General features: G+C 75.1%; 28 protein-coding genes, 1 tRNA gene and 1 pseudogene. 23 read left to right on the top strand and 7 right to left on the bottom strand.

What is annotated here, in order from left to right; genetic code table 11:
• Positions 1-145: 145 nt before the first annotated feature.
• The gene (locus DQ238_RS18055; RefSeq protein ID WP_113782639.1) at positions 146-1,111 is read right to left on the bottom strand and encodes a zinc-binding dehydrogenase; all 966 of its coding nucleotides are present in this window, start codon (positions 1,109-1,111) and stop codon (positions 146-148) included.
• 199 nt (positions 1,112-1,310) lie between these two features.
• Here DQ238_RS18055 and DQ238_RS18060 point away from each other — a divergent pair, with 199 nt between their 5' ends.
• On the top strand, positions 1,311-2,393 hold the full coding sequence (locus DQ238_RS18060) for a hypothetical protein (RefSeq protein WP_147263110.1): 1,083 nt from the start codon (positions 1,311-1,313) through the stop codon (positions 2,391-2,393).
• Between the two features lie 28 nt (positions 2,394-2,421).
• Here DQ238_RS18060 and selD read toward each other — a convergent pair whose 3' ends face one another.
• Positions 2,422-3,429, bottom strand: coding sequence for a selenide, water dikinase SelD (selD, locus tag DQ238_RS18065; RefSeq protein WP_199506432.1), 1,008 nt, complete (start codon positions 3,427-3,429; stop codon positions 2,422-2,424).
• Between the two features lie 23 nt (positions 3,430-3,452).
• Here selD and DQ238_RS22905 point away from each other — a divergent pair.
• The 7 genes from DQ238_RS22905 to selB all read left to right on the top strand — a co-directional run bounded on the left by DQ238_RS22905 (position 3,453) and on the right by selB (position 8,681).
• Positions 3,453-3,548 (top strand) — tRNA-OTHER (locus DQ238_RS22905).
• Positions 3,549-3,621: 73 nt separating this feature from the next.
• Positions 3,622-3,870: a carboxymuconolactone decarboxylase family protein gene (locus DQ238_RS18070; RefSeq protein ID WP_113782641.1), complete on the top strand. Its 249-nt coding sequence runs from the start codon at positions 3,622-3,624 to the stop codon at positions 3,868-3,870.
• A gap of 12 nt (positions 3,871-3,882) precedes the next feature.
• On the top strand, positions 3,883-4,230 hold the full coding sequence (locus DQ238_RS18075) for a carboxymuconolactone decarboxylase family protein (protein ID WP_113782642.1): 348 nt from the start codon (positions 3,883-3,885) through the stop codon (positions 4,228-4,230).
• Positions 4,231-4,369: 139 nt separating this feature from the next.
• Positions 4,370-4,852: an ABC transporter substrate-binding protein gene (locus DQ238_RS18080; protein ID WP_113782643.1), complete on the top strand. Its 483-nt coding sequence runs from the start codon at positions 4,370-4,372 to the stop codon at positions 4,850-4,852.
• A 430-nt stretch (positions 4,853-5,282) separates the two neighbouring features.
• A complete protein-coding gene (locus DQ238_RS18090) occupies positions 5,283-5,513 on the top strand; it encodes a hypothetical protein (protein ID WP_113782645.1) in 231 nt (76 codons plus the stop codon).
• A 58-nt stretch (positions 5,514-5,571) separates the two neighbouring features.
• Positions 5,572-6,882: an L-seryl-tRNA(Sec) selenium transferase gene (gene selA, locus DQ238_RS18095; RefSeq protein WP_113782646.1), complete on the top strand. Its 1,311-nt coding sequence runs from the start codon at positions 5,572-5,574 to the stop codon at positions 6,880-6,882.
• Between the two features lie 53 nt (positions 6,883-6,935).
• Entirely contained in the window at positions 6,936-8,681 is a 1,746-nt protein-coding gene (selB, locus tag DQ238_RS18100) for a selenocysteine-specific translation elongation factor (RefSeq protein ID WP_113782647.1), read from the top strand.
• 24 nt (positions 8,682-8,705) lie between these two features.
• On the opposite strand, the gene DQ238_RS18105 is transcribed toward selB, so the two are convergent.
• Together DQ238_RS18105 and DQ238_RS22585 are read right to left on the bottom strand one after the other, a co-directional pair.
• On the bottom strand, positions 8,706-9,134 hold the full coding sequence (locus DQ238_RS18105) for a PIN domain-containing protein (RefSeq protein WP_113782648.1): 429 nt from the start codon (positions 9,132-9,134) through the stop codon (positions 8,706-8,708).
• Positions 9,131-9,406 (bottom strand): hypothetical protein, encoded by a 276-nt coding sequence (locus tag DQ238_RS22585; protein ID WP_147263112.1) that lies wholly within the window; start codon positions 9,404-9,406, stop codon positions 9,131-9,133. Before DQ238_RS22585 ends, DQ238_RS18105 begins: the two co-directional genes overlap by 4 nt.
• A 123-nt stretch (positions 9,407-9,529) precedes the next feature.
• On the opposite strand from DQ238_RS22585, the gene DQ238_RS18115 reads away from it, so the two are divergent.
• The gene (locus DQ238_RS18115; protein WP_113782650.1) at positions 9,530-10,486 is read left to right on the top strand and encodes a polyphosphate kinase 2 family protein; all 957 of its coding nucleotides are present in this window, start codon (positions 9,530-9,532) and stop codon (positions 10,484-10,486) included.
• 159 nt (positions 10,487-10,645) lie between these two features.
• Here the strand turns inward: DQ238_RS18115 and DQ238_RS18120 are convergent, their stop codons facing one another.
• Positions 10,646-11,416 carry an enoyl-CoA hydratase-related protein gene (locus tag DQ238_RS18120; RefSeq protein ID WP_113782651.1) on the bottom strand — a complete coding sequence of 257 codons (771 nt, stop codon included), beginning with the start codon at positions 11,414-11,416 and terminating at the stop codon, positions 10,646-10,648.
• A 48-nt stretch (positions 11,417-11,464) separates the two neighbouring features.
• Between DQ238_RS18120 and hemW the strand changes: the two genes are divergently transcribed.
• On the top strand, positions 11,465-12,685 hold the full coding sequence (gene hemW / locus DQ238_RS18125; RefSeq protein ID WP_113782652.1) for a radical SAM family heme chaperone HemW: 1,221 nt from the start codon (positions 11,465-11,467) through the stop codon (positions 12,683-12,685).
• A 247-nt stretch (positions 12,686-12,932) separates the two neighbouring features.
• Here the strand turns inward: hemW and DQ238_RS18130 are convergent.
• A pseudogene (locus DQ238_RS18130) lies at positions 12,933-13,223 on the bottom strand (type II toxin-antitoxin system VapB family antitoxin); the annotation flags it as partial.
• 315 nt (positions 13,224-13,538) lie between these two features.
• Here DQ238_RS18130 and hrcA point away from each other — a divergent pair.
• The 4 genes from hrcA (at position 13,539) to DQ238_RS18150 (ending at position 17,238) form a co-directional block, all read left to right on the top strand.
• Positions 13,539-14,561 (top strand): heat-inducible transcriptional repressor HrcA, encoded by a 1,023-nt coding sequence (gene hrcA / locus DQ238_RS18135; protein WP_113782653.1) that lies wholly within the window; start codon positions 13,539-13,541, stop codon positions 14,559-14,561.
• Between the two features lie 16 nt (positions 14,562-14,577).
• Positions 14,578-15,705, top strand: a complete 1,128-nt coding sequence (gene dnaJ, locus DQ238_RS18140) for a molecular chaperone DnaJ (protein ID WP_113782654.1) — start codon at positions 14,578-14,580, stop codon at positions 15,703-15,705.
• 13 nt (positions 15,706-15,718) lie between these two features.
• The gene (locus DQ238_RS18145; protein ID WP_113782655.1) at positions 15,719-16,486 is read left to right on the top strand and encodes a 16S rRNA (uracil(1498)-N(3))-methyltransferase; all 768 of its coding nucleotides are present in this window, start codon (positions 15,719-15,721) and stop codon (positions 16,484-16,486) included.
• 392 nt (positions 16,487-16,878) lie between these two features.
• Positions 16,879-17,238: a histidine triad nucleotide-binding protein gene (locus tag DQ238_RS18150; protein ID WP_233496077.1), complete on the top strand. Its 360-nt coding sequence runs from the start codon at positions 16,879-16,881 to the stop codon at positions 17,236-17,238.
• Positions 17,239-17,250: 12 nt separating this feature from the next.
• Here DQ238_RS18150 and DQ238_RS18155 read toward each other — a convergent pair whose 3' ends face one another.
• Positions 17,251-17,718 (bottom strand): TspO/MBR family protein, encoded by a 468-nt coding sequence (locus tag DQ238_RS18155; RefSeq protein ID WP_113782656.1) that lies wholly within the window; start codon positions 17,716-17,718, stop codon positions 17,251-17,253.
• A 72-nt stretch (positions 17,719-17,790) separates the two neighbouring features.
• Between DQ238_RS18155 and DQ238_RS18160 the strand changes: the two genes are divergently transcribed.
• The 9 genes from DQ238_RS18160 (at position 17,791) to DQ238_RS18200 (ending at position 25,454) form a co-directional block, all read left to right on the top strand.
• On the top strand, positions 17,791-18,609 hold the full coding sequence (locus DQ238_RS18160) for an enoyl-CoA hydratase/isomerase family protein (RefSeq protein WP_113782692.1): 819 nt from the start codon (positions 17,791-17,793) through the stop codon (positions 18,607-18,609).
• Positions 18,610-18,775: 166 nt separating this feature from the next.
• The gene (locus DQ238_RS18165; RefSeq protein ID WP_233496078.1) at positions 18,776-19,858 is read left to right on the top strand and encodes a PhoH family protein; all 1,083 of its coding nucleotides are present in this window, start codon (positions 18,776-18,778) and stop codon (positions 19,856-19,858) included.
• Positions 19,859-19,863: 5 nt separating this feature from the next.
• Positions 19,864-20,457 (top strand): rRNA maturation RNase YbeY, encoded by a 594-nt coding sequence (gene ybeY / locus DQ238_RS18170; RefSeq protein WP_233496079.1) that lies wholly within the window; start codon positions 19,864-19,866, stop codon positions 20,455-20,457.
• Positions 20,454-21,983, top strand: coding sequence for a hemolysin family protein (locus tag DQ238_RS18175; RefSeq protein WP_305037577.1), 1,530 nt, complete (start codon positions 20,454-20,456; stop codon positions 21,981-21,983). The genes ybeY and DQ238_RS18175 overlap by 4 nt, the downstream gene beginning before the upstream one ends.
• 6 nt (positions 21,984-21,989) lie before the next feature.
• Positions 21,990-22,322 carry a cytidine deaminase gene (locus DQ238_RS18180; protein WP_113782657.1) on the top strand — a complete coding sequence of 111 codons (333 nt, stop codon included), beginning with the start codon at positions 21,990-21,992 and terminating at the stop codon, positions 22,320-22,322.
• A gap of 230 nt (positions 22,323-22,552) precedes the next feature.
• Positions 22,553-23,467 carry a GTPase Era gene (gene era, locus DQ238_RS18185; protein WP_113782658.1) on the top strand — a complete coding sequence of 305 codons (915 nt, stop codon included), beginning with the start codon at positions 22,553-22,555 and terminating at the stop codon, positions 23,465-23,467.
• Positions 23,468-24,253 (top strand): DNA repair protein RecO, encoded by a 786-nt coding sequence (gene recO / locus DQ238_RS18190; RefSeq protein WP_113782659.1) that lies wholly within the window; start codon positions 23,468-23,470, stop codon positions 24,251-24,253. It abuts the gene before it with no gap.
• Positions 24,250-25,029, top strand: a complete 780-nt coding sequence (locus tag DQ238_RS18195) for an isoprenyl transferase (protein ID WP_233496080.1) — start codon at positions 24,250-24,252, stop codon at positions 25,027-25,029. The genes recO and DQ238_RS18195 overlap by 4 nt, the downstream gene beginning before the upstream one ends.
• A gap of 128 nt (positions 25,030-25,157) precedes the next feature.
• Positions 25,158-25,454 (top strand): antibiotic biosynthesis monooxygenase, encoded by a 297-nt coding sequence (locus DQ238_RS18200; RefSeq protein WP_113782661.1) that lies wholly within the window; start codon positions 25,158-25,160, stop codon positions 25,452-25,454.
• The last annotated feature ends 100 nt before the right edge of the window (positions 25,455-25,554 follow it).

Genomic DNA, 25,554 nt, shown 5'->3' on the forward strand with positions numbered 1-25,554 from the left:
CCCGGTCCGCCCCCGCGGGGCGCCGCGCTCCCCGCGCCGGCGTCCCGACCGCCCGCGCGGCCGGCCCGTTCCTCGCTCGTCCCTCGCTGCGACGCTCCCTCCCCGTCGGCGGCCGCCTCGCTGCGAGGCTTCCGCCCCTGACCGCTCACAGCGTGAAGACGATCTTCCCGGCGGTCCGGCCCTCCACCATCCTCGCGAAGCCCTCCTGAGCCTGCGCCAACGGCAGCTCGACGTCGATGACCGGGCGGACGCCGGTCACCGCGCACATGCGCACCAGTGACTCGAGTTCGTCCCGGGTGCCCATCGTCGACCCGATCACCGACAGCTGGGTGAAGAAGACCCGGTTGAGCTCGGCCCCGGGGTTGAAGCCGGTGGTGGCGCCGGAGGTCACGATGACGCCGCCGGGTCTGAGGGACTTGACGCTGTGGCTCCACGTCGCCTGGCCGACGGTCTCCATGACGCCGTCCACCCGCTCGGGCAGCCGGGCACCGGTCTCGAACGCCTGCTCGGCGCCCAGCGCCAGCGCCGCCTGCCGCTTGTCCTCGCTGCGGCCGGTCACCCACACCCGGTAGCCGGCGGCGCGGCCCAGCACGATCAGCGCGGTGGCGACACCGCCGCTGGCGCCCTGCACCAGCACGGTCTGCCCAGGTCGCAGCCCGGACTTGACGAACAGCATCCGGTAGGCGGTCAGCCACGCGGTGGGCAGGCAGGCGGCCTCGGCGAAGGTCAGCTCGGCCGGCTTGGGCAGCAGGTTGCGGCGGGGGACGGCGACCCGCTCGGCCATCGTCCCCTGGTGCAGCTCGGAGAACAGGGTCCGCTTCGGGTCGAGCGTCTCGTCGCCGGTCCACCCGGGGCTGGCGACGACGCCGTGCACGACGACCTCGTTGCCGTCCTCGTCGAGCCCGGCGGCGTCGGTGCCCAGGATCATCGGCATCCGCTCGGCCGGCAGGCCGACGCCGCGCAGGCTGAACAGGTCGTGGTGGTTGAGCGAGGCGGCCCGCACCTGCACCGTCGTCCAGCCGTCGGGGACCTCCGGCGCGGGGCGCTCACCGACCTCCAGCACGGAGAGCGGGTCCTCGGGGGCGGGCCTGGCGACGAAGACGGCGAGCATGCCCGGACCGTAACGGAGGCTCCGCGCACCTGCGACGCGCTCGGAGCCCAGGGACCGCTGGAGCCCCCGGTGCCGCCGACGGTCGCCGTGGTGGGCGATGGCGTGGTGGTCGATGGCGTGGTGGTCGATGGCGTGGTGGTCGATGGCGTGGTGGGCGATGGCGGGAGCACCGCCGGGCAGGACCGCTAGCGTCAGGGAGGTGCCGTGGCTGCGCAGTGCACGGGCGCGTGTCGGAGCGCCGACCCTCGTGCTGGGCGTCCTGCTGGCAGCCGTGGTCGTCGAGGCCGTCCACGAGTTGACCGCTGGTCCCGACCGGCTCGTCAACGACTGGCTGCACGACACCGTCATCCTCGTGGCGGCGGTCATGTGCGCCGCGGGAGCCGCGCGCCATGCCCGTGACCGACGGGCCTGGACGCTCTTGGCCGCGGCCGTGTTCTGCGTGTGGGTCGGGGAGGCGCTCTGGGGGCTGCTGGGGCTGAGCAGCGACCGGGTCGTCCCGTACCCCAACGCGACCGACGTCTTCTCCCTGGCCTGCTACCCGCTGTTCATGTCCGGCCTCGTCCTGCTGGTGCGGGCTCGCGTGGCACGCATCGAGTGGCACCGGTGGCTGGACGGGTTCGTCATGGTCCTCATCGTGGCCACCCCGATGGTGGCGCTGGTCGTCCAACCCGTCCTCCGGAACGCCCCGCCCGACCCCCTCGGGCAGGTCGTGACGTTGAGCTACCCGCTCAGTGACCTGCTCCTCCTCGGCGCCCTGCTCGGGGCGCTCCCGCTGATGAACTGGCGGGTGGACGCGAGCTGGTCCTGGCTCGGCCTGGGGTTGGTCTGCCTGACCGTGGGCGACGCCGTGTACTCGGTCGCCGCCGTCGAGGCCAGGTACCACGAGGGGCCCTACGACTTCCTCTGGAGCGCCGCCTCCGTGGCGATCGCCGTGGCGGCCTGGCGTCCGGCGGTCGAGTTCGACCCGGGCGCGCAGATCGTCGGGTGGTCGGCGGTCGTCCTGCCGCTCGGGGCACAGGTCTTCGCGGTGGCCACCCAGGTGTACGCCTACTTCTACGAGCTGCCGCGACTCGAGCGGCTCCTGACCATCGCGGTCCTGGGCATCGGGATCGCCCAGATCATCGCCTCCCGTCCGCGCGCGCCCGACACGGTCCCGACGCCGTCGTCCGCAACACCCGCGGACGGACGGGGAGCCTGGCCCGGCGACCTGCCGCTGGTGCGGCCCGACCGAGCCGGGACCCGGTTCCCGCCGGGACACGGCAGCGACCCCCCGGGGCGGTGATCGCCGGTCCGCGGTGCTCCCGAGGCGGTCACCGCACGACGACGACGTGCTCCCCACGCGGGACGAACTCGCCGATCACCGGGGCGCCCGGGACCTCCCCGCCCAGCAGCAGCCCGCCGGAGGTCTGCGCGTCGGCCAGCAGCAGCGCCTCGTCCTCCGACACCGCCGAGAGGTCGGTGTGCGGGCGCACCCAGTCCAGGTTGCGGCGGGTGCCGCCGGAGACGAAGCCGTCGGCCAGCGCCTGCCGCGCCCCGGCCAGGTAGGGGACGGCGGCGGCGTCGACCACCGCGGTCACGCCGCTGGCCCGCGCCATCTTGTACAGGTGGCCGAGCAGGCCGAAGCCGGTGACGTCGGTGCCGGCGCGGATCCCCGCCGCGACCGCGGCCCGGCCGGCGTCGCGGTTGAGCGCCGTCATCGAGGCGACCGCCTCCTCCGACACCTCGCCGGTCGCCTTCATCCGGCTGTTGAGCACGCCGACGCCCAACGGCTTGGTCAGCGACAGCGGGTCGCCGGCCACGGCCGCGGAGTTGGTGATCACCCTCTCGACGTCGACCACGCCGGTCACCGCCATGCCGTACTTCGGCTCCGGGTCGTCGATGGAGTGCCCGCCGCCGACGTGGCACCCGGCCTCCTGGGCGATCTCCAACCCACCGCGCAGCACCTCGGCGGCGAGCCCGGCCGGCAGCACGTCGCGCGGCCAGCCGAGCAGGTTCACCGCCACGACCGGGGTGCCGCCCATGGCGTAGACGTCGGAGAGCGCGTTGGCCGCGGCGATCCGGCCGAAGGTGTGCGCGTCGTCGACCACCGGGGTGAAGAAGTCGGTGGTCAGCACCAGCCCCTGCCCGCCGGCGACCCGCACCACGGCCGCGTCGTCGCCGTCGTCCAGCCCGACCACCAGCTCGGCGGCCGGGTCGACCGGGCCGGCGGCGGTGAGCCCGGCCACCACCGCCTCCAGCTCCCCGGCCGGGATCTTGCAGGCGCAGCCGCCGCCGTGCGCGTACTGGGTCAGCCGGATCCTCGCGGGCGCGGTCGTCACGACTCCACCGTAGGCTGACCGGCGGAGGCGTCAGGGCGCCTGGTGGCCCCCGCGGCCTCTAAAGCCGACGTGGCCGAGCAGCTCGGTCAGGCGGGTTCGATTCCCGTCCGCCTCCGCCAGCCGGCCGTCCGGCCGGGGTCGACCGCCCCGGCCGGACGCCCAGGACAGCGACGTCCCGAGGAGGCACCGACGGTGGCACGCATCCCGCTGATCTCCGGCGACGACCCGGACGCCGACCCGAAGGCCCGTGAGCTGCTGGCGATGGTGCGCCAGAACCGCGGGCGCGAGGTGAACGTCTACCGCGGGATCGCCAACCACCCCGAGATCCTCGAGGCGGTGCTCCACCTGGGGCAGGTGGCCTACTTCGGCAACAGCCTCGACCCGGTGCAGCGGGAGCTGGCCTACTACACCTCCGCCGTCACGAACGAGTGCTTCTACTAGACGCCGACCCACGTGGTGCTCGGTCGGAGCGCCGGGATCAGCGACGAGCAGATGGCGCACGTCCTCGACGACCCGCTGCCCGCGGGGCTGTTCACCCCCGGCCAGGAGGCGATCGTCGTCTTCTGCCGGAAGTCCACCCTGATGCAGCCCATCGACGACGCCACGTGGACGGCGCTGACCGAGCACTTCACCACCCGGCAGATCATGGAGATCACCTTCACCTGCGGGCTGAACCAGATGATCAGCCGCTTCCACGCCGCCGTCCGCACCGACGTGGACACGCAGACGATGGACCAGCTGGGCGCCTCGTGCCCGGTCCGGCTGCCCTCGCTCCCCGCCGAGGGGCCGACCGAGGGGTGAAGCGGCCGAGAGGACGGTGGCCCACAACCGGATGGCGCGCTACCGTCGTTGTTCGGGATGTGGCCTGTCCCACGTCCCGGGCCAGGCGGCGTCCGGGCAGGTGAGTCGACGGCGCCGCTCCCGAGCCCAGGGGGCTCACATGACCGCACCGCCGGCGGTCGGCACCGTCCACGTCGTCGACCCCTCGCCGCTGAACTGGTTGTTCATCACCTGGAACACCATGGAGGAGCCGATCCGCATCGACGAGGCCGGCCGCACCGTGTACGCGCTGGCCGAGTCCTCGCAGTGGCTCGACGACCGGACCCTGGAGCTGAAGCTGCGGCGCGGGGTCCGCTTCCAGGACGGCGAGCACTGCACCGCGCACAGCATCAAGCAGAACTTCGACGAGATGCAGCGCTGGGCCGCCCCGCACCCGCCGGGCACCTGGCTGAACTTCCCGGCGCCGGAGTCGACCGCCGAGGTGGTCGACGAGCACACCGTGCGCTTCTCCCTGCCCGGCCCCGACGGGCTGGCCATGGGCGAGTTCCGCGGCTTCCACATCGCCAGCTCGGCGTTCTGGAACGGCAAGGACGCCCCCGGCTTCGGCTACGAGGAGTTCGGCTCCGGTGAGGGCCACTGGTAGGTGATCGACGAGCCGGGCCCGTGGGGCACCGGTCCGTTCACCCTGGTCCAGGGTGCCTCCTCGATCACCACCCGCCTGGCGGTCATGAGCGCCGCCCCGTTCCGGGCGACCTCGATCGTCGACAGCGAGCAGCGCGACCCGCAGGTCGTGCTGGAGGCCAACCTCGACCACTGGAACCGCGCCGCCCGCGGTCCGCGGATCGAGCGCGCCGTCTTCCGCAACGACCTGACCCCCGACGAGGCGCTGCGGCTGGTCTGCGACACCGAGGGCGAGGTCGACATCGTCACCGAGGTCTCCCCGGCCGACGCCCGGCGCGTGCTGGACTCCGCGCACGCCCGGCTGGTCGTCTGCGACGCCAACCGCGTGCTGGTGGGCATCGTCAACCGCGGCAGCGACGCGCCGCCGGACGACGTCGCGGATCGACCGGCACGTGCACGAGCAGGCGCTCGCGCTGTTCGTCTGCGCGCCCCAGGCGCTGTACGCGGTCAACGAGCACGTGTCGTTCACCCCGTACAAGACCACCTTCGAGCTCGCCGAGGTCACCGTCGACGAGCAGCACTGGTCGGTCACCGGCGGCGGGGCCGAGCTCGGCGACCGGACCCGGGTCCGGTCGACGAGCGGCAAGCCCACCTTCACGCAGGCCTCGGGCAACGCCTGCTGACCGGGCGGCGGGGGCAGTCCGCCACCGGGCCGCCCCCGCCGCCCTAGGCTCGGCGCCGATGAGAGCCGATCCGCGGCGGCGCGTGCCGCGCACCGACACGCTGCTCGCCGACCCCGAGCTGGCCGCGGCCTCGGCGCGGCTGGGCCGGGAGCTGGTCAAGACCGCCGTCGCGCAGGTGCAGCAGCGCATCCGGGACGGCGCGCTCGCGCCCGCCGACGCCGTGCCCGCCGTCCTCTCCGGCCTGTCCGCGACGGCGAGCAGCCTGCGGCCGGTGCTCAACGCCACCGGCGTCCTCGTGCACACCAACCTGGGCCGCGCGCCGCTGTCGCCGGCCGCGCTCGAGGCGGTCGTCGCCGCTGGCGCCACCACCGACGTCGAGCTGGACCTGGTCACCGGCCGCCGCGGACCGCGCGGGGAGGCGGCGATCGCCGCGCTGCTGACCGCCGTCCCCGCGGCCGAGGCGGCGCTCGTGGTCAACAACTGCGCCGCCGCCCTCGCGCTGACGGCGACCGCGCTCGGCGGGGAGCTGGTCATCGCCCGCGGCGAGCTGGTGGAGATCGGCGACGGGTTCCGCATCCCCGAGCTGCTGGAGGCCACCGGCGCCCGGCTGCGCGAGGTCGGGACGACCAACCGGGTGACCCTCGCCGACTACCGCGCCGCCCTGTCCGAGCAGACCGGCGCGGTGCTCAAGGTGCACCCGTCGAACTTCGTCGTCCGCGGGTTCACCCGGTCCGTGCCGGTGGCCGAGCTCGCCGCCGGGCTGGCCGGCAGCGGCGTCCCGCTGGTCGCCGACGTCGGGTCGGGGCTGCTGCGCCCGCACCCGGTGCTGCCCGACGAGCCAGACCTGCAGACCACCCTCGCCGACGGCGCCGACCTGGTGCTGGCCAGCGGCGACAAGCTGCTGGGCGGGCCGCAGGCCGGGCTGGTGCTCGGCCGCGCCGAGCTGGCGCAGCGGCTGCGCCGGCACCCGCTCTACCGCGCCTTCCGCGTCGACAAGACCACCCTGGCCGCGCTGGAGGCCACGCTGCGCGGACCGCTGCCGCCGGTGCAGCAGATGCTCGCCGCCGACGTCGCCGGGCTGCGCCGCCGCGCCCGGGGGCTGGCCGCCCGGCTGGCCGCCGCCGGCCTGGACGCGGTGGCGGTGGACTCCGAGGCGCGGGTCGGCGGGGGAGGGGCGCCCGAGCACCCGCTGCCCAGCGCCGCCGTCTCGCTGCCCGCGGAGTTCGCCGCGCCGCTGCGCGCCGGCACACCGCCGGTGGTCGGGTACCTGGCCGGCGACCGCACCCTGCTCGACCTGCGCAGCCTGCGCACCGAGGACGACGAGGCGCTGGCCGCCGCGGTGCTGGAGGTGGCGATCCGGTGCCGGTGACCCCCGACGGCATGGACGTGACGGCGTGGACGTGACGGCGTGGACGTGACGGCGTGGACGTGATCGCCACCGCCGGCCACGTCGACCACGGCAAGTCGACGCTGGTCCGGGCGCTCACCGGCATGGAGCCCGACCGGTGGGAGGAGGAGCGCCGCCGCGGGCTGACCATCGACCTGGGCTTCGCCTGGACGACGCTGCCCTCGGGCCGCCGGCTGGCGGTCGTCGACGTCCCCGGGCACGAGCGGTTCGTCGGCAACATGCTCGCCGGCGTCGGCTCGGTGCCCGCCGCGCTGGTCGTGGTGGCGGCGGACGACGGCTGGTCGGCGCAGACCGCCGAGCACGTCGCCGTCCTCGACGCCCTCGGGGTGCGCTCCGCGCTGCTGGCGGTGACCAAGGCCGACCTCGCCGACCCGGCGCCGGTGCTGGCCGACGTCCGGGCGCGGCTGGCGGGGACCTCGATGGGGGAGGTGCCCGGCGTGGCGGTCAGCGCCGCCACCGGAGCCGGCGTGCCCGACGTCGTCGCGGCGCTGGAAGCGGTGCTCGCGGGGCTGCCGGCCCCCGACCGCGAGGCGCCGGTGCGGCTGTGGATCGACCGGGCCTTCCCGATCAAGGGCGCCGGCACCGTGGTCACCGGCACCCTCGCCGCCGGGCGCGTCGCCCCCGGCGACCGGCTGCAGCTCGGCGACCGCGAGGTCGGCGTCCGCGGCGTGCAGTCGCTGGGCCGACCGGTGCAGCGGGCCGAGGCCACCGCGCGGGTGGCGCTGAACCTGCGTGGCACCGCGGTGGAGGAGCTGGCCCGCGGCGACGCGCTGCTCACCCCGGGCGCGTTCCGCTCCACCGCCGACCTCGACGTGACCCTCGACCGGCAGCCCGAGGAGCGCCTGCCGGCCGAGGCGGTCGTGCACGTCGGCTCGGCCGCGGTGGGCGCCCGGCTGCGGCCCCTGGAGGGGACGGCGGTGCGGCTGCGGCTGGTCACGCCGCTGCCGCTGCGGGTCGGCGACCGCCTGCTGCTGCGCGACCCCGGCGCCCGGCGGGTGCTCGGCGCCGACGTCCGCGACGTCGACCCGCCGGAACTGCGCCGCCGTGGAGCGGCCCGCCGGCGCGGCGCCGAGCTGGCCGGGCAGCCCGCGGGCGCGGCCGGCGCCGCCGCCGACCTGGCCCGGCGCCGCGTGGTCCGGGCCGCGGACTTCGCCGCGATGGGATGGCCGGTCCCCGAGGGCGCGACCGCCGTCGGGCCGTGGCTGCTCGCCCCCGGGCTGGTCGACGAGCTGGCCGCCGCGCTGCCGGACGTGGTGACCCGCTACCGGCGGCTGCGGCCGCTGGAGGCCGGCCCGCCGGTCGCCGTCGTCCAGCGGGCCCTGGACCTGCCCGGCCCCGAGCTGGTCCCCGCCGTCGTCCGTCCGCCGCTGGCGCTGCGCGAGGGTCGGGTGGCCGCGGCGACCGCGGGGCTGCCGCCGGCCGTGCAGCGGGCGGTCGACGACCTCCGCGCCCGCCTGGCGGCCGACCCGTTCGCCGCGCCGGAGGCGCCGGACCTGGCCGCCGCCGGCCTGGGCCCGCGGGAGCTGGCCGCCGCCGTCCGCGACGGTCAGCTGGTCAAGGTCGCCGACGGGGTGTACCTGGCGCCCGGGGTGGAGCAGGTCGCGCGCGAGCGGCTGACCGGGCTGGCCGCGCCGTTCACCCTCAGCCAGGCCCGCTCGGCGTGGAGGACCACCCGGCGGGTGGCCGTGCCGCTCATGGAGCGGCTCGACGCCCGCGGGATCACCGAGCGGCTGCCGGACAACACCCGCCGACTGCGCTAGTCCGCGCGACCAGACACGTTGTCGTCAGCCGGCCGGCGGGACGACGGTGCAGACCTCGCATCTCGTCGGTGCCCCAGAACGTCCGATGCGGGCGTCGGTGGTGAGCACCGTGTCCCCGTGGCGCTCGGCCGCGGCGACGTAGACGGCATCGGCGTACCTCAGCGATCCCCGGGAGAGTTCCCAGGCCCGATGCACATCGACCCACGGCGTGGCCTCGATGCCGATGCCCAACGCCGCCGCATCCAGGAGGGTCTGCGGCACGTCCTCAGGCCGCAGAGGGTGACCGGGGCGACGGGCCGCCGTCCACAGGCCGGACAGGACCTCGACCGCGAAGTGTCCTGGGGCGGTGAGCTCCTCGGCGGCCGGGAGGGCGGCGAGGGCGTCGCGAGCCGCCGTTCCGAGCGGTCCCGGATCCGCGGCGGCGTCGATGACCAACGACGCATCGACGATCACGGAGCAGCGTGGTCGCTCAGCCGGTCGCCACGTTCGGCATGGGCGGTGTCGATGGCGTCCAGCACCGCCTCGCGCTCGCCGGCTGGTACCGCCGGGCGACCCTCGAGGCGCTCAGCCATCCGGACCAGGGCCTCCCTGCGGCGCAGGTGGGCAGCTCGTGCGTGAACGGCGTCCCGGAGGAGAGCCTGCAGGGAGACGCCCTGTGCGGCAGCCGCCGACCGGATCAGCTCGAGGTCGTCCGGGTCGACGTCCCGGATCAGCACGTTGGGCACGCGTCATGATAGCACTTCTGATAGCAGGCTCTGCCGGCGCTCGGACGGTCGCCGCCGCGAGGGGCCCGGCATAGGGTGCCAGCACCCCGCTCACGGGGCCGCCGATCCGGGAAGGGGTGCTGCATGACCGACGGTACGAGCACCACGGGCAGCCGGAGGACCGCCGGCGCTGCCTCCGGCAGGACGCGGGCGGCCGCCGCGGCGGCCACCGAGGACCGGGCGCGGACCGTCCGGCCCGAGCAGGTGGTGGTCGACGAGCCGCCGCCGGAGCCGGACTACCCGCGCTACCGGGTCGAGCCCGGCACCGGCGTCCGGCTGGCCGAGGTCGACCCCGACGAGTCCGAGCACTACCAGAAGAAGAAGCAGGTCGTCCCGGAGCTGGAGAAGCAGCGCAAGCGCATCGCGGACCTGCAGGCCCGTCTCTACGGAGAGAACCGCCGGAGCATGCTGCTCGTGCTGCAGGCGATGGACACCGGCGGCAAGGACGGCACCATCAAGCACGTCTTCCAGGGCGTGAACCCGCAGGGCTGCCAGGTCTGGTCGTTCAAGGCGCCCAGCGCCGAGGAGTCCGGCCACGACTTCCTGTGGCGCTACCACCAGCGGGTCCCGCCGCGGGGCATGATCCACATCTTCAACCGCTCGCACTACGAGGACGTGCTCGTGGTGCGGGTCAAGGGGCTGGTGCCGGAGGAGGTCTGGCGACCCCGCTACGAGGTCATCAACCAGTTCGAGCACGCCCTCGCCCTCAGCGGCGTGACCGTGCTCAAGTTCTACCTGCACATCTCCAAGGAGGAGCAGAAGCGCCGCCTGGAGAGCCGCCTGGCCGACCCGGACAAGCGGTGGAAGTTCTCCGCCAACGACCTGCGCGAACGCCGGTCCTGGGACGACTACATGGCCGCGTTCGAGGAGGCGATCACCAACACCTCGACCGACGTCGCACCGTGGTACGTCGTCCCGGCCGACAACAAGTGGTACCGCAACCTGGTGATCGCGCGGACCATCGCCGACACGCTGGAGGCGATGGACCCGCAGTTCCCCGCCCCCGAGGCCGGCCTCGACCAGGTGGTCGTCGAGGACTGAGCCCCCGCGGGTCAGCCGCTACCGGCCTCGCGGAGCACGCACGCCCGCTCGTCGACGGCGTCCGGAGCTCGGGGCAGGTGATCGCGGGCTACGTGCGGTGACCTCGGGACGCTCGTGCTCTGCCCACCACCGTGGGCAGAGCACGAGCGTCCGCGGACCTCAGTCGGCCGCGGGCACCCAGCGGGCGGGGCGCTTCTCGCGGAACGCGGCGATGCCCTCCTGCCCCTCGTCGGAGGCGAAGAAGCGGGCGGAGAGGTCGAGCAGGTCGTCGAACGAGCCGCGCAGGCCGCCGGCGCGCAGCAGCCGCTTGGTCTCGGCCAGCGCCGCGGGCGCACCGGCCGCGAGCGCGCCGACCTGGGCGGCGACGGCGGCGTCCACCTCGTCGTCGGACACGCAGCGGTCGACCAGCCCACCGGCCGCCGCGGCGGCCGCGTCGAACACCTCGCCGGTGAGCATCAGCCGGTGCGCCGCGTGCGGCAGCATCCGCGGCAGGACGACGGCGGAGATCACCGCCGGCACGATGCCCAGGCGCACCTCGGAGAAGGCGAACGTCGCCGACGTCCCGGCGACGACCACGTCGCAGGCCGCCGCCAGCCCCACTCCGCCGGCCCGCGCCGGCCCGCGGACGACGGCGACGATGGGCTTGGGCGAGCGCCAGACGGTCTCCAGGATCGCGGGGAACTCGCGCACCCCCTGGTCCCCGGCCGCACCCCCGGCCGCCTCGGACAGGTCCATGCCCGCGCAGAAGACCCGCCCGGTGTGGTCGAGCACGACCACCCGCACCGCGTCGTCGGCCAGCGCGTGGGCGAGCGCGGCCCGCAGCTGCGCGCGCATCACCCGGGACAGCGCGTTGCGGTTGGCGGGGGAGTCCAGCGTGAGGGTGGCGACCCCGCGGGAGACCGAGACCTGCAGCACCTGGTCGGACGTCACGCCCCGCATCCTGCCGGGGGCGGGACGGGGAGAGCACACTGGGAGCGGATGACCACCGCCCTGCCGCTGCTGGAGACCCCGGGCCGGTCCCTGGAGCTGCCCGACCGCGCCCGCGAGGGCCTGGCCACCACGCCGTTCGGGCTCTACGTGCACGTGCCCTTCTGCGCGACCCGCTGCGGCTACTGCGACTTCAACACCTACACCGCCGACGAGCTGGGCCCCGGCGCCAGCCGCGCCGAGTACGCCGGCACCGCGATCGCCGAGCTGCACCGGGCCGCCGCGACCCTCGGCCCCGACCTGCCGACGGTCGCCACCGTCTTCGTCGGCGGCGGCACCCCGACGCTGCTGCCCGCCGAGGACCTCGCCGCCGTGCTGGCGACCATCCGCGACCTGTTCCCGGTCGCCGCCGACGTCGAGGTCACCACCGAGGCCAACCCGGAGACCGTGACGCCGGCCGTCCTGGCCCGGCTGCGGGAGGCCGGCTTCACCCGGATCAGCCTGGGCATGCAGTCCGCGGCCGAGCACGTGCTCGCCGTCCTCGACCGCCGGCACACCCCCGGCCGCGCCGTCGAGGCGGCGCGGGAGGCGCACGGGGCCGGCTTCGCGCACGTCAACCTCGACCTGATCTACGGGACGCCGGGGGAGACCGACGCCGACTGGGCCGCCTCCCTCGGCGCCGTCCTCGACGCCCCCGTCGACCACGTGAGCGCCTACGCCCTCATCGTCGAGGAGGGCACCCGGCTGGCCCGCCGGATACACCGCGGCGAGCTGCCGATGCCCGACGACGACGTCCTCGCCGACCGCTACGAGCAGGCCGACGCCACCCTCCGCGCGGCCGGCTTCGAGTGGTACGAGGTGTCGAACTGGGCGCGGGGCGAGGCCGCCCGGTGCCGGCACAACGAGCTGTACTGGACCGGCGCCAACTGGTGGGGCGTCGGCCCGGGCGCGCACAGCCACGTCGGCGGGCTGCGCTGGTGGAACGTCAAGCACCCGGCCGCCCACGCCGGCCGGCTGCTGCGTGGGGAGAGCCCGGCGCAGGACGCCGAGCTCCTCGACGACGCCGACCGCGCGCTGGAGACGGTCATGCTCGGCCTGCGGCTGCGCGAGGGGCTGCCGCTGACGGCGCTGTCGGCCGCCGGCCGGGCCCGCGCCGCGGAGGCCGTGGTCCGCGGGCTGCTCGAGCCGGGCGCCCACGCGGCCGGCCGGGCCGTGCTCACCGACCGCGGGCGGCTGCTGGCCGACGCCGTCGTCCGGGAGCTGACCGGGTGAGGACCCCCTGCCCCCCACCCCTCGCAGGCTCGGCAGCCAGGCCCCGTCCAGAGGCTCGCCGCGAGCCTGCGAGTGGTGAGGAGGACGGGGCCCTTCTGCCTGCAGGGGACCGGCGGAGCGGGTCCCCGCCCCCGCCGAGACCGTGCAGTTCCTGCCTGACGACGTCGCGGTCACCCGCGCGACCTGCTCACGGCCCGCGGGACCGGTGAGCGCCGTGCCGATCAGTCCGGCCCGGCGGGACGAGGCCGTCGAGGTCGAGCACGCGGACGTGGATGACGGTGCGCTGCTGCAGCGCGGCCCGCAGAGCCCGGTGCAGGCCGTCCTCGAGGTAGAGCTCGCCGTGCCACTGGACGGCGTGGGGGAACAGGTCGCCGTAGAAGGTCGAGTCGTCGGCCAGCAGGGTGTCCAGCGCCAGCTCGCGCCGGGTGGTGGTCAGGGTGTCTAGCCGGATCTGCCGCGGCGGGATCATCGCCCAGTCCCGCGTCGACAGACCGTGGTCGGGATAGGGCCGGCCGTTCCGGACCGCTTTGAAGATCAGCGCCTCGACCTCCGCCCGCACGAGCCCCGTGGGCACCGAACTCCTCCGCCGAGCCTATCGACCCCGCGCCGCGCCCCGGCGGCCCCGTCCAGAGGCTCGCCGCGAGCGTGCGAGCGGTCGGACGGCCTCGGTTCAGGGGCCCGCCGCGAGCCTGCGAGTGGTGGGGGGAACCGAGGTCCTTCCAGGGGTCCGTCAAGTATGCTGATCTGGCACTCCGTCCGTGCGAGTGCCAGCGTCGGCGGGCGCCGGCCCCGGGCGCCGCGGCCTCCCGCGGGGGGTCGCACGACGCGTCGACCGGTACGGGGAGGTGTCACCGTGGCGCACGACGACCGCCGCCTGCAGGTCCTGCGGGCGATCGTGCAGGACTACGTCTCGACCAACGACCCGGTGGGCAGCAAGGCCCTCGCCGAGCGGCACGACCTCGGCGTCTCGCCGGCCACGATCCGCAACGACATGGCCGTGCTCGAGGAGCTGGGCTACATCACCCAGCCGCACACCAGCGCCGGGCGGGTGCCCACCGACAAGGGCTACCGGCTCTTCGTCGACCGGCTGTCGGCGATCAAGCCGCTCTCGGTCGCCGAGCGCCGGGCGATCGAGCGCTTCCTCGACGGCGCCCTCGACCTGCACGACGTCCTCAACCGCACGGTGCGGCTGCTCGCCCAGCTCACCCATCAGGTCGCCGTCGTGCAGTACCCGACGCTGTCGCGCAGCGCGGTGCGCCACCTCGAGGTCGTCCAGGTGGCCAGCTCCCGGCTGCTGCTGGTGCTGATCACCGACACCGGCCGGGTCGAGCAGCGGCTGATCGACTGCCCGGTCGACGTCGACCGGGACGACGTCGCCGAGCTGCGGGCGCTGCTGAACACCGCGTTCGGCGGCGCGCAGCTGGCCGACGCCGCCAGCAAGGTGCCCGACCTGCTGGACACCGCGCCGCCGCACCTGCGGTCCCTGGTCGCCGCGGTCGGCGCGGCCCTGGTCGAGACGCTGGTCGAGCCGGGAGAGGACCGCCTGGTCGTCGGCGGGACGGCGAACCTGGCGCGGGAGGCGATGCAGTTCCCCGGCAGCCTGCGCCCGCTGCTGGAGGCGCTGGAAGAACAGGTCGTCGTCCTGCGGTTGATCAGCGAGGTGGACACCGGCGGTGCCGTGCTCGTGCGCATCGGCGAGGAGAACGCGCACGAGGCGCTCTCCGGGGCGTCGGTGGTCTCCGTGGGCTACGGCTCCGGTGAGCGCGCGCTCGGGGGGCTCGGCATCGTGGGCCCCACCCGCATGGACTACCCGACGAACATGGCCGCGGTGCGCGCCGTGGCCCGCTACGTCGGCCAGATCCTGGCCGAGAGCTGAGGGCTGAGACATCTCGATGGCAACCGACTACTACGGCGTGCTGGGCCTGACCCGCGGGGCCAGCGACTCCGACATCAAGAAGGCCTACCGGCGGCTGGCCCGGGACCTGCACCCCGACGTCAACCCCGACCCGGAGGCCAAGGAGCGCTTCCAGGAGGTCAGCCGCGCCTACCAGGCGCTGACCGACCCGGACAAACGCCGCATCGTCGACCTCGGCGGCGACCCGTTCGACACCGCCGCCGGCGCCGGGGCGGGCAGTCCGTTCGGCGGAACCGGCTTCGGCGGGCTCGGCGACATCATGGACGCCTTCTTCGGCGGCGGGGCGACCACCCGGGGCCCGCGCAGCCGCGTCCGCCCCGGCGGGGACGCGCTCATCCGCATCGACCTCGACCTCGACGAGACGGTGTTCGGCGCCACCAAGGACATCACCGTCGACACCGCCGTCCTCTGCGACGTGTGCGTCGGCGGCGGCGCCGCGCCCGGTACGCACGCGACCACCTGCACCACCTGCTCGGGTCGCGGCGAGGTGCAGAGCGTGCAGCGCTCGTTCCTCGGCCAGGTCGTCTCCACCCGCACCTGCCCCACCTGTGGCGGCACCGGCGAGGTGATCCCCGAGCCGTGCCCGAAGTGCGGCGGCGACGGGCGGGTCCGGGCCCGGCGCACCATCCCGGTCAAGGTGCCCGCCGGGGTCGAGGACGGCATGCGGATCCGGCTCACCGGCCACGGCGAGGTCGGTCCCGGGGGCGGACCGGCCGGCGACCTGTACGTGGAGATCGCCGAGCGGCCGCACCCGGTCTTCACCCGCGACGGGGAGGACCTGCACTGCCGGGTCTCCCTGCCGATGACCGCCGCCGCGCTCGGCACCACCCTCACCCTGGAGACCCTCGACGGCCAGGAGGAGGAGGTCGACGTCCGGCCCGGGACGCAGTCGGGCAGCGTGCTCACCCTGCGGGCCAAGGGCGCGCCGCGGCTGCGGGCCACCGGGCGCGGCAACCTGCTGGTGCACGTGGAGGTGGAGACGCCGACCCGGCTGGACGCCGAGCAGGAGAAGCTGCTGCGCGAGCTGGCGGCGCTGCGCGGAGAGGACCGCCCGGGCTCCTCCTCCGAGGGGCAGGGCGGGCTCTTCTCCCGGTTGTTCAAGTGAGCTGGTCGTCGCGGTGAGCACCGTCCCGACCGACGCCCGGGTGCCCGAGCTCTACGGGGCGCCGCTGTTCCTCCTCGACGAGCTCCCCGACACCGCGCAGCTGCTGGTCGCCGGCGCCGAGGGCCGGCACGCCGTCGACGTGCTGCGGCTGGCCGCGGGCGAGCGGGTGCGGGTCGGGGACGGCCGCGGCACCGTGGCCGAGGGCGAGGTGGCCACGGCCGGCCCCGAGGGGCTGCGGGTGCGGGTCTCCGCCCGGTACGAGGTGCCGCCGCCGGCGCTGGAGCTGGTGCTGGTGCAGGCGCTGCCCAAGGGCGAGCGCGGGCCGCTGGCGGTGGAGCTGGCCACCGAGCTCGGCGTCGACCGCATCGTGCCCTGGGCGGCGTCCCGCTGCGTGACCCGCTGGCGGGAGGACCGCGTCGCCAAGGGGCTGGCCAGGTGGCGGGCCGCGGCCCGGGCGGCCAGCAAGCAGTCCCGCCGTCCCCGCGTGCCCGAGGTCACCGACGTGATGACCACCCGCCAGGTCTGCGGCGCCCTGGCCGACGTCGACCTGGCGCTGGTGCTGCACGAGCAGGCCCGCCACCCGCTGGCCCGGCTCGACCTGCCCGCCCAGGGCACGGTCGCCGTCGTCGTGGGCCCCGAGGGCGGGCTCACCGACGGCGAGGTGGTGGCCCTCTCCGCCGCCGGCGCCCGCCCGGTGCGCCTGGGCCCGGAGGTGCTGCGCACCTCGACCGCCGGCGCCGCCGCGCTGGCCGCCCTCTCCGCCCGCACCCGCTGGCGGTGACACTGTGACATCGTCGTCCTACCGGACGACACCGCGGCGGCGAGCGCGACGCCGGCGCCGGCCAGGAGGGTGCGGCGGGAGAACGCGGGGAGGGGCTGGGTCCGGAGGCCACCCGACCGGGCGGCGCGACGGGTGGCCACTACGTCCTCGAGCGGGGGGAGGGGACGGGCACGGGACACCTCCGGGACGGGGGACGGGTCCGGGCCATCCTGGCCCAGGCTCGGCCCCCTCGCAGGGGCCCGCCGCCGGCCCTCCTGCAGGGCCCCCGGCCCCGTCCAGGGCACCGCCCTGAGCTCGCGAAGGGTGGGGAGGACGGGGTCCTTTCCGGTGAGGAGCAGGAGGGTCCTTCTCCGGTGGGGGGCGAGGGGGTCCTTCTCCTAGGGTCGGCTCCCGTGACTGACTGCCTGTTCTGCCGGATGGTGGCCGGCGAGGTGCCGGCCACCGTCGTCCACGAGACCGACCGGACGCTGGCCTTCCGCGACATCAACCCCCAGGCGCCCACGCACGTCCTCGTCGTCCCCAAGCAGCACCACCCGACGGTGGCCGCCCTGGCCGAGGCCGACCCCGACCTGCTGGCCGCCGTCGTCCGGGCCGCCGCCGCGGTGGCGGTCCAGGAGGGGCTGGCGACCGAGGACGGCGTGGAGCCTGGCTACCGCGTCGTCACCAACACCGGCCCGCAGGCGGGGCAGTCGGTGCCGCACGTGCACCTGCACGTCCTGGGCGGCCGCGACCTGACCTGGCCGCCCGGCTGAGCGCAGGACCGCTCAGCGCCGGTTGCGCCGGGCGATCGTCGCGCTCAGCACGGCGGCGAACGACGTCCACGCCGCGTAGGGCAGCAGCGCGGCACCCGACCAGCGGTCCCGCGCCCAGGACCGGCGGGCGAGGTCGGCCGTCGAGGCAGCCAGGAGCACGGCCTCCGCGGTGGCCAGCGCCGGCCGCCGGGCACGGAAGAACAGCCAGCTCCAGCCGGCGTTGAGCACCAGGTTGGCGAGGAAGGCCCGCAAGTAGCGGTCGCTGCCCGGCCCGGGCACGGAGAGGGCGCGGCCGCCGGCGAGGGCGAGCAGCGCGTACAGCGTCGTCCAGACCGGGCCGAATACGGCTCCCGGCGGCTGCCACGCCGGCTTGTCGAGCTGTCGGTACCAGCGGCTGCCGACCGCGGTGCCGACCCCGCCGACGACGGCGGTGGCGGTCACGGCGGCCGAGGTCAGGACGTAGGGGGAACGGTGGGTCACGAGCCCGTCCTACCCGGATCCGGCGCCGCCACCGCCTGTCCCGCGCCGGCGCCCACCTGCCAGGCTGCCGCCATGACCGAGACCGCGCCCGTGCGCATCGAGCGGGACGGCGACGTCGCCGTCGTCGTCCTCGACAACCCGCCGCTGAACCTCTTCGACGCCGCCGTGTTCGACGCGGTCGAGGCGGTCGCGGACAAGCTGGTCGCGCTCACCGATCCGGGGAACGCCGAGCGTGCGCGGGCGGTCCTGGTCGAGGCGCGCGGCAGGGTCGTCTCCGGCGGGGTCGACGTGACCGTCTTCCGCGACATCGCCGAGGGCCCGGAGCCGACCGAGCGCGGTGCGCAGCTGTGGCGACGGCTGCTGCGGATCGCGCAGACGTTCGAGGACCTGCCGGTGCCCACCGTCTTCGCCGCACACGGGCTCACCCTCACCGCCGCCTTCGAGCTGGCCCTGGCCTGCGACGTCCTGCTCGCCTCGGAGAGGGCGTCGTTCGGCCTGGTGGAGATCGTCGTCGGGCTGACCCCGTCGATGGGCGGGCCGCAGCGGCTGGCCGAGCGGGCCGGCCCCGCCCGGGCCAAGGAGCTCGTCTTCACCGGCGAGCGCTACCCCGCGGCGGTGCTCGAGCGGTGGGACGTCGTCAACCGGGTGCTGCCCGACGAGGGCTTCGCCGAGGCCGCCCGCGCGTACGCCCGCCGGGTCGCGGTCGGCCCCACGGTGGCGCACGCGGCCACCAAGCGGCTGGTGACCACCGCCGTCCGGCAGGGCGCGCGGGCCGCCGACGACCTGGTGCCCGACGTCTCCGGTGCCCTCTTCGCCACCGAGGACCTGCGCGGGGCGGTGGCGTCGTTCCTCGCCGACGGACCGGGGAAGGCCACCTACGCGGGACGGTGAGGACCGTTGCGGACGGCGGTTCGCGGGGTCTGGCACGGGTAGACTCGACCGGTCCGCATCTGTCGTAGCAGGAAGGCAGGGTCGAGGGTTCTTGCCCGACTCCTCCTCGAACGTCCCCGTGCCGGCAGTCCCCGCATCGCGTGAGGCCTCGGCACAGGCAGCAGCGGTGGACGGCCACCTCGGCGTGCCCGCCCGGTCCGCGTCCGACCTCGGGGACAGCGCCCCGGCCGCGGTCCGGACCACCATCACCGTCCCCGACTCGGTCTCCATGGTCGCCCTGCTGGGCTCCGGCGACGAGCTGCTGCGCCTCGTGGAGAACGAGGTCGACACCGACGTCCACGTGCGCGGCAACGAGATCGCGGTGACCGGGCCGCCGGCCGAGAACGCCTTCGCCGTCGCCGTCTTCGACGAGCTGATCGCGCTGCTGGGCACCGGTCAGGCGCTGCGGCCGGACTCGGTGCGCCGGGTCATCGGCATGCTGCGCGCCGGCGGCTCCGAGCGGCCGGCCGACGTCCTGTCCCTCGACATCATCAGCCGTCGCGGGCGCACGATCCGACCCAAGACGCTGAACCAGAAGCGCTACGTCGACGCCATCGACGCGCACACCATCGTCTTCGGCATCGGCCCGGCCGGCACCGGCAAGACCTACCTGGCCATGGCCAAGGCGGTGCAGGCGCTGCAGACCAAGCAGGTCAACCGGATCATCCTCACCCGTCCGGCGGTGGAGGCCGGCGAGCGGCTGGGCTACCTGCCCGGCACCTTGAGCGAGAAGATCGACCCCTACCTGCGGCCGCTCTACGACGCGCTGCACGACATGGTCGACCCGGAGTCCATCCCGCGACTGATGCAGTCCGGCACCATCGAGGTCGCGCCCCTGGCCTTCATGCGGGGCAGGACCCTCAACGACTCCTTCGTCATCCTCGACGAGGCCCAGAACACCACCGCCGAGCAGATGAAGATGTTCCTCACCCGGCTCGGTTTCGGGTCCAAGATCGTGGTCACCGGCGACGTCACCCAGGTCGACCTGCCCGGCGGCGCGCAGAGCGGGCTGCGGATCGTCCGCGAGATCCTCGACGGGATCGAGGACGTGCACTTCGCCCACCTGACCAGCTCCGACGTCGTCCGCCACCGGTTGGTCGGCGACATCGTCGACGCCTACGAGCGCTGGGACGCCGGCCAGCGGCCGGACCGGCCGGCCGTCACCCAGCAGCCGGTGCGCCCGTCGCGGCCGCGCCGGCAGGGGAGCTGACCGGCATGCCCGTCGAGGTCGCCAACGAGTCCGAGATCGCCGTCGACGAGTCCTCGCTGGCCGCGGTCTGCACCTACGTGCTCGCCGAGCTGGGCGTCAACCCGATGGCCGAGCTCTCGGTGCTGTGCGTCGATCCGGACTACATGAGCACCCTGCACGAGCGCTGGATGGGGGAGAAGGGGCCGACCGACGTCCTGGCCTTCCCCATGGACGAGCTCGACACCGGCCGTCCCGACGAGCCCGACCCGGGGCCGGCGCTGCTCGGTGACGTCGTCCTCTGCCCCTCGGTCGCCGTCCGCCAGGCCCGGGCCGCCGGCCACACGATGGACGACGAGCTGGTCCTGCTCGCCACCCACGGCGTGCTCCACCTGCTCGGCTACGACCACATGGAGCCCGAGGAGGAGAAGGAGATGTTCGGCCTCCAGTCGAAGCTGATCGGGGGCTGGCGCTCCGCGCCGCGCGCCCCGATGACGGGCCACCCCCTCGGTGACGGAGCCCCCGATGGCGGAGCTCCCGGTGACGGAGCTCCCGGTGACGGAGCTCCCGGTGGCGGAGCCCCCGATGGCGGAGCCCTCGAGCGGGGGCCGGTCCAGCGATGACCTCCGGCGAGATCACCCTGCTGGTGATCGCCGTCTGCCTCATCCCGCTCGCCGGCCTGTTCGGCGCCATGGACGCGGCGCTGCAGCGCGTCTCCAAGGCCCGCGTCGACGAGATGCGCCGGGACGGCGCCAAGCGGGCCGGCGTGCTCTCCGACGTCGTCGCCGAGCGGGCCCGGCACGTGGCCCTGCTGCTCCTGCTGCGGATCGCCTGCGAGATGGTCGCCGCGGTGCTGGTCACCGTCGTCCTCTACCGGCTGTGGGGCGGCGGCTGGCAGACGGTGCTCACCGCGGCCGGCGTGATGACCGTGGTCAGCTACGTGCTCGTCGGCGTCGGCCCGCGCACCCTGGGCCGCCAGCACGCCTACGGCACCGCCCTGGCCGGTGCCGGCGTCGTCCGGCTGCTCGGCCGGGTGCTCGGGCCGGTGGCCACGCTGCTCATCCTGGTCGGCAACATGATCACCCCCGGCCGGGGCTTCCGCGACGGCCCGTTCTCCTCCGAGGTGGAGCTGCGCGAGCTGGTCGACATGGCCGAGGAGCGCGGCGTCGTCGAGTCCGGCGAGCGCAACATGATCCACTCGGTGTTCGAGCTCGGCGACACCATCGCCCGCGAGGTCATGGTGCCGCGCACCGACGTGGTCTGGATCGAGCGCACCAAGACCGTCCGCCAGGCCCTCGCGCTGGCCATGCGCAGCGGGTTCAGCCGCGTCCCGGTCATCGGCGAGAACGTCGACGACGTCGTCGGGGTCGTCTACCTCAAGGACCTCATCCGCCGCACCCTGGGCGGTCAGGACACCAAGCAGATGCGGGTCGAGGAGCTCATGCGCCCGCCGACGTTCGTGCCGGAGTCCAAGCCGGTCGACGAGCTGCTGCGGGACATGCAGGCCCAGCGCATCCACATCGCGATCGTGGTCGACGAGTACGGCGGCTTCGCCGGGCTGGTGACGATCGAGGACATCCTCGAGGAGATCGTCGGCGAGATCGCCGACGAGCACGACCGCTTCCAGCGGCCGCCGGTCGAACACCTGGCCGACGGCTCGGTGCGGATCACCGCGCGGCTGCCGGTCGAGGACCTGGCCGAGCTGTTCGGCGTGGAGCTGCCCCGGGACGACGACGTCGAGACCGTCGGCGGGCTGCTGGCCCGCGAGCTGGGCCGGGTGCCGATCGAGGGCTCGCAAACCGAGGTCACCGGCCTGCGGCTGGTCGCCGAGAGCACCGGCGGCCGGCGCAACCGGATCGACACCCTCCTGGTCTGCCGGGTGGAGGAGCCGGCCGAGCCGGAGGGCGAGGAGGCGTCCACCTCCGGGGCTCGTGCCTCCGGGGCTCGTGCCTCCGGGGCCGCTGTGTCCGGGGCCGCTGTGTCCGGTGCCACCGCCTCCGGGGCCGCCGCGTCCGGGGCCACCGCCTCCGGGGCCGCTGTGTCCGGGGCCACCGCCTCCGGGGCCGCTGTGTCCGGGGCCGCCGTGTCCGGGGCCAGCGCCTCCGGGGCCGACCGCGTCGAGGAGCCGGCCGGCGCCGTGGAAGGCTGACCCGTCGTGGACGACGTGCAGCCCGAGGACGCCAAGCTCGTCACCCTCGCCCGCTCCGCGCGCGGCCGCACCAGGGCACCCGAGGGGGCCGCCGTCCGGGACACCGACGGCCGCACCTACGTCGCCGCCACCGTGTCGCTGCCGTCGCTGCAGCTCTCCGCCCTGCAGGCCGCCGTCGCCGCCGCCGTCTCCAGCGGGGTCGAGGGCCTGGAGGCCGCGGCCGTCGTGTCGGCGGCCGACGCGGTCGAGGAGGACGGGCTGGCCGCCGTCCACGACCTCACCCCGTCGGCGCCGGTGCTGCTCGCCGGCCCCGACGGCGCCGTCCGCGCCCGGGCCTGAGCAAGGACCCCGTCCTGCCCACCCTTCGTAAGAGGACCCCCTGCCCCCCACCATGGAAGGACCCCGTCCCTCTCATCCCTCGCAAGCTCGGGATGAGCCTCCGGACGGGGCCGGCGGCGGGACCCTGCAGGGGGCCAGCGGGCCCGGGACGGGGCCGCAGCGGGACCCTGCGGGGGCCGTGCTCGGTCGGGTGCACGAGGGTGTCGGAGCGCGATGGGACACTGGACGCCGTGAGCACGCCGGACCAGCCGTACCGCAGCGGCTTCGCCTGTCTGGTGGGCCGTCCCAACGCCGGCAAGACCACGCTCACCAACGCGATGGTCGGCGACAAGGTCGGCATCGTGAGCAACCGCCCGCAGACCACCCGACACGCCATCCGCGGCGTCGTCTCCCGGCCCGGCGGGCAGCTGGTGCTCGTCGACACCCCCGGCCTGCACAAGCCGAGGAGCCTGCTGGGCCGTCGGCTCAACGACGTCGTCCGCGACACCCTGGCCGACGTCGACGTCGTCGTCCTCTGCGTGCCCGCCGACCAGCCGGTCGGCTCCGGCGACCGGTTCATCGCCCGGCAGCTGCGCGCGGTGAGTGCACCGAAGGTCGTCGTCGTCACCAAGACCGACGCCGCGTCGAAGAAGCAGGTCGCCGAGCAGCTGGTCGCCGCCAGCGAGCTCGTGGACGCCGCCGAGGTGGTGCCGGTCAGCGCGGTCTCCGGCGACCAGGTCGACCTGCTGGAGGACCTGCTCATCCGGCTGCTGCCCGAGGGTCCACCGCTGTACCCGGAGGAGCAGACCACCGACGAGGACGTCGAGCGGCAGATCGCCGAGCTCGTCCGCGAGGCCGCCCTGGAGAAGGTGTTCCAGGAGGTGCCGCACTCCCTCGCCGTCACCGTCGAGGAGATGATCCGGCGCCCCGACCCCAAGCGCCCCGGAGCCGAGCTGGTCGAGGTGCACGCGCTGCTGCACTGCGAGCGCCCCAGCCAGAAGCCGATGCTGCTCGGCCGCGGCGGGCACGTCGTCAAGCAGATCGGCACCGAGGCCAGGCAGGGCATCGAGGCGCTGCTCGGCGCCCGCGTCCACCTCGACCTGCACGTCACGGTGCTCGGCGAGTGGCAGGACGACCCCAAGAAGCTCAACCGGCTGGGGTACTGAGTGAGCACCACGCCGAGGTCCCTGTACCGCGACGAGGGCGTCGTCCTGCGCACCCAGAAGCTGGGGGAGGCCGACCGGATCGTCACGGTGCTCACCCGCCGGCACGGCAAGGTGCGGGCGGTGGCCAAGGGCGTGCGCCGCACCAAGAGCAAGTTCGGCGCCCGCCTGGAGCCGTTCAGCCACGTCGACCTGCAGCTCTACACCGGCCGCAACCTCGACATCGTCAGCCAGGCCGAGTCGATCCGCTCCTACGGCCCCCCGATCGTCGGCGACTACCCGGCCTACACCGCCGGCAGCGCGGTGCTGGAGACCGCCGACCGGCTGACCGCCGAGGAGAGGGAGCCCTCGCTGCGGCTGTTCCTGCTGGTCGTCGGCGCGCTGCGGGCGCTGGCCGAGCGGGCCCACCCGGCCGGCCTGGTGCTCGACGCCTTCCTGCTGCGCGCCATGTCGGTGGCCGGGTGGGAGCCGGCGCTGTCCGCCTGCGCCCGGTGCGGCGAGGAGGGCTCCCACCGGCACTTCTCGGTGCCCGCCGGCGGGATGGTGTGCCCGGCCTGCCGCCCGCCCGGCTCGGCGACGCCCGGCCCGGTCACCGTCGAGCTGCTCGACGCCCTGCTCACCGGCGACTGGGCGCGCGCCGAGGCCAGCCAGGCCGGCACCCGCCGCGAGGGCAGCGGGCTGGTGGCCGCCCTGCTGCAGTGGCACCTCGAGCGCGGCCTGCGCTCGCTGCCGCTCGTCGACCGCGCCGACTCCCCGGTCCCCCGCCCGGAAGCGAGCCTGCGCCCGTGAGGCGTGAGGTCGTGCACCGTGCGGTGAAGGCCCCGAACCCGCACCCCTCGGGCGCCCGGCCGCCGCAGCTGCCGGTCGACCGGATCCCCCGCCACGTGGCGATCGTCATGGACGGCAACGGCCGCTGGGCCAGGCAGCGCGGGCTGCCGCGCACGGCGGGGCACGAGGCGGGGGAGTCCTCGCTGTTCGACTGCGTCGAGGGCGCCATCGAGCTCGGCGTGAAGGCGATCAGCGCCTATGCGTTCTCCACCGAGAACTGGCGGCGCAGCCCCGAGGAGGTCCGCTTCCTCATGGGCTTCAACCGCGACGTGATCCGCCGCCGCCGCGACGAGATGCGCGAGCTCGGCGTGCGGGTGCGCTGGGCCGGCCGCCGTCCCCGGCTGTGGCGCAGCGTGGTCAAGGAGCTCGAGGTCGCCGAGGAGCTCACCCGGGACAACGACGTCCTGACGCTGACCATGTGCGTCAACTACGGCGGCCGCGCCGAGATCGCCGACGCCGCGGCCGCCATCGCCCGCGAGGCCGCCGCCGGTCGGCTCGACCCGGGCAAGGTCGACGAGGCGACCGTCGCCCGCTTCCTCGACGAGCCGGACATGCCCGACGTCGACCTGTTCGTGCGCAGCTCGGGGGAGAACCGCACCAGCAACTTCCTGCTGTGGCAGTCGGCCTACGCCGAGTTCGTCTTCCTCGACACCCTGTGGCCGGACTTCGACCGCCGGCACCTGTGGGCCGCCTGCGAGGAGTACGCCTCGCGGCAGCGCCGCTTCGGCAGCGCCTGAAGGACCCCGTCCTCCCCACCCCTCGCACGCTCGGCAGAAGGACCCCCTCCTGCCCACCCCTCGCACGCTCGGGGTGGTACCCGGGAGGGGGCCACGGGACGGGGCCGGACCGAGGAAGGGGTCTGATCGTGTTCGCTGTCACCCGGCTGCGGGTGCCCGAGGCCGAGGCGGGCGGTCTGGCCGCCGACGTCTCGGCGCTGCTGGCGGTGTTGGCGGCACGGCCCGGTTTCCGGGACGGCGAGCTCGGCCGCTGCGCCGACGACCCCGAGCTGTGGGCGCTGATGACCCGCTGGGACGGCGTCGGCGCGTACCGCCGGGCACTGTCGGCCGCCGAGGTGAAGATCGCCGGGGCACCGGTGTGGGTGCACGCCCTGGACGAGCCGGGGGTCTACCTGCCGGACACCGATGCGGGGCGACCCGGCTGACCCGTGTTCCGCGGACGCTCGTGCTCTGCCCACCACGGTGGGCAGAGCACGAGCGTCGGCCAGGGAGGTCCCGCCCTCCGGCCGCCGTCCTGCGGGGCCG

The organism is Geodermatophilus sp. TF02-6 (assembly GCF_003319115.1).
Taxonomy (GTDB): domain Bacteria; phylum Actinomycetota; class Actinomycetes; order Mycobacteriales; family Geodermatophilaceae; genus Geodermatophilus.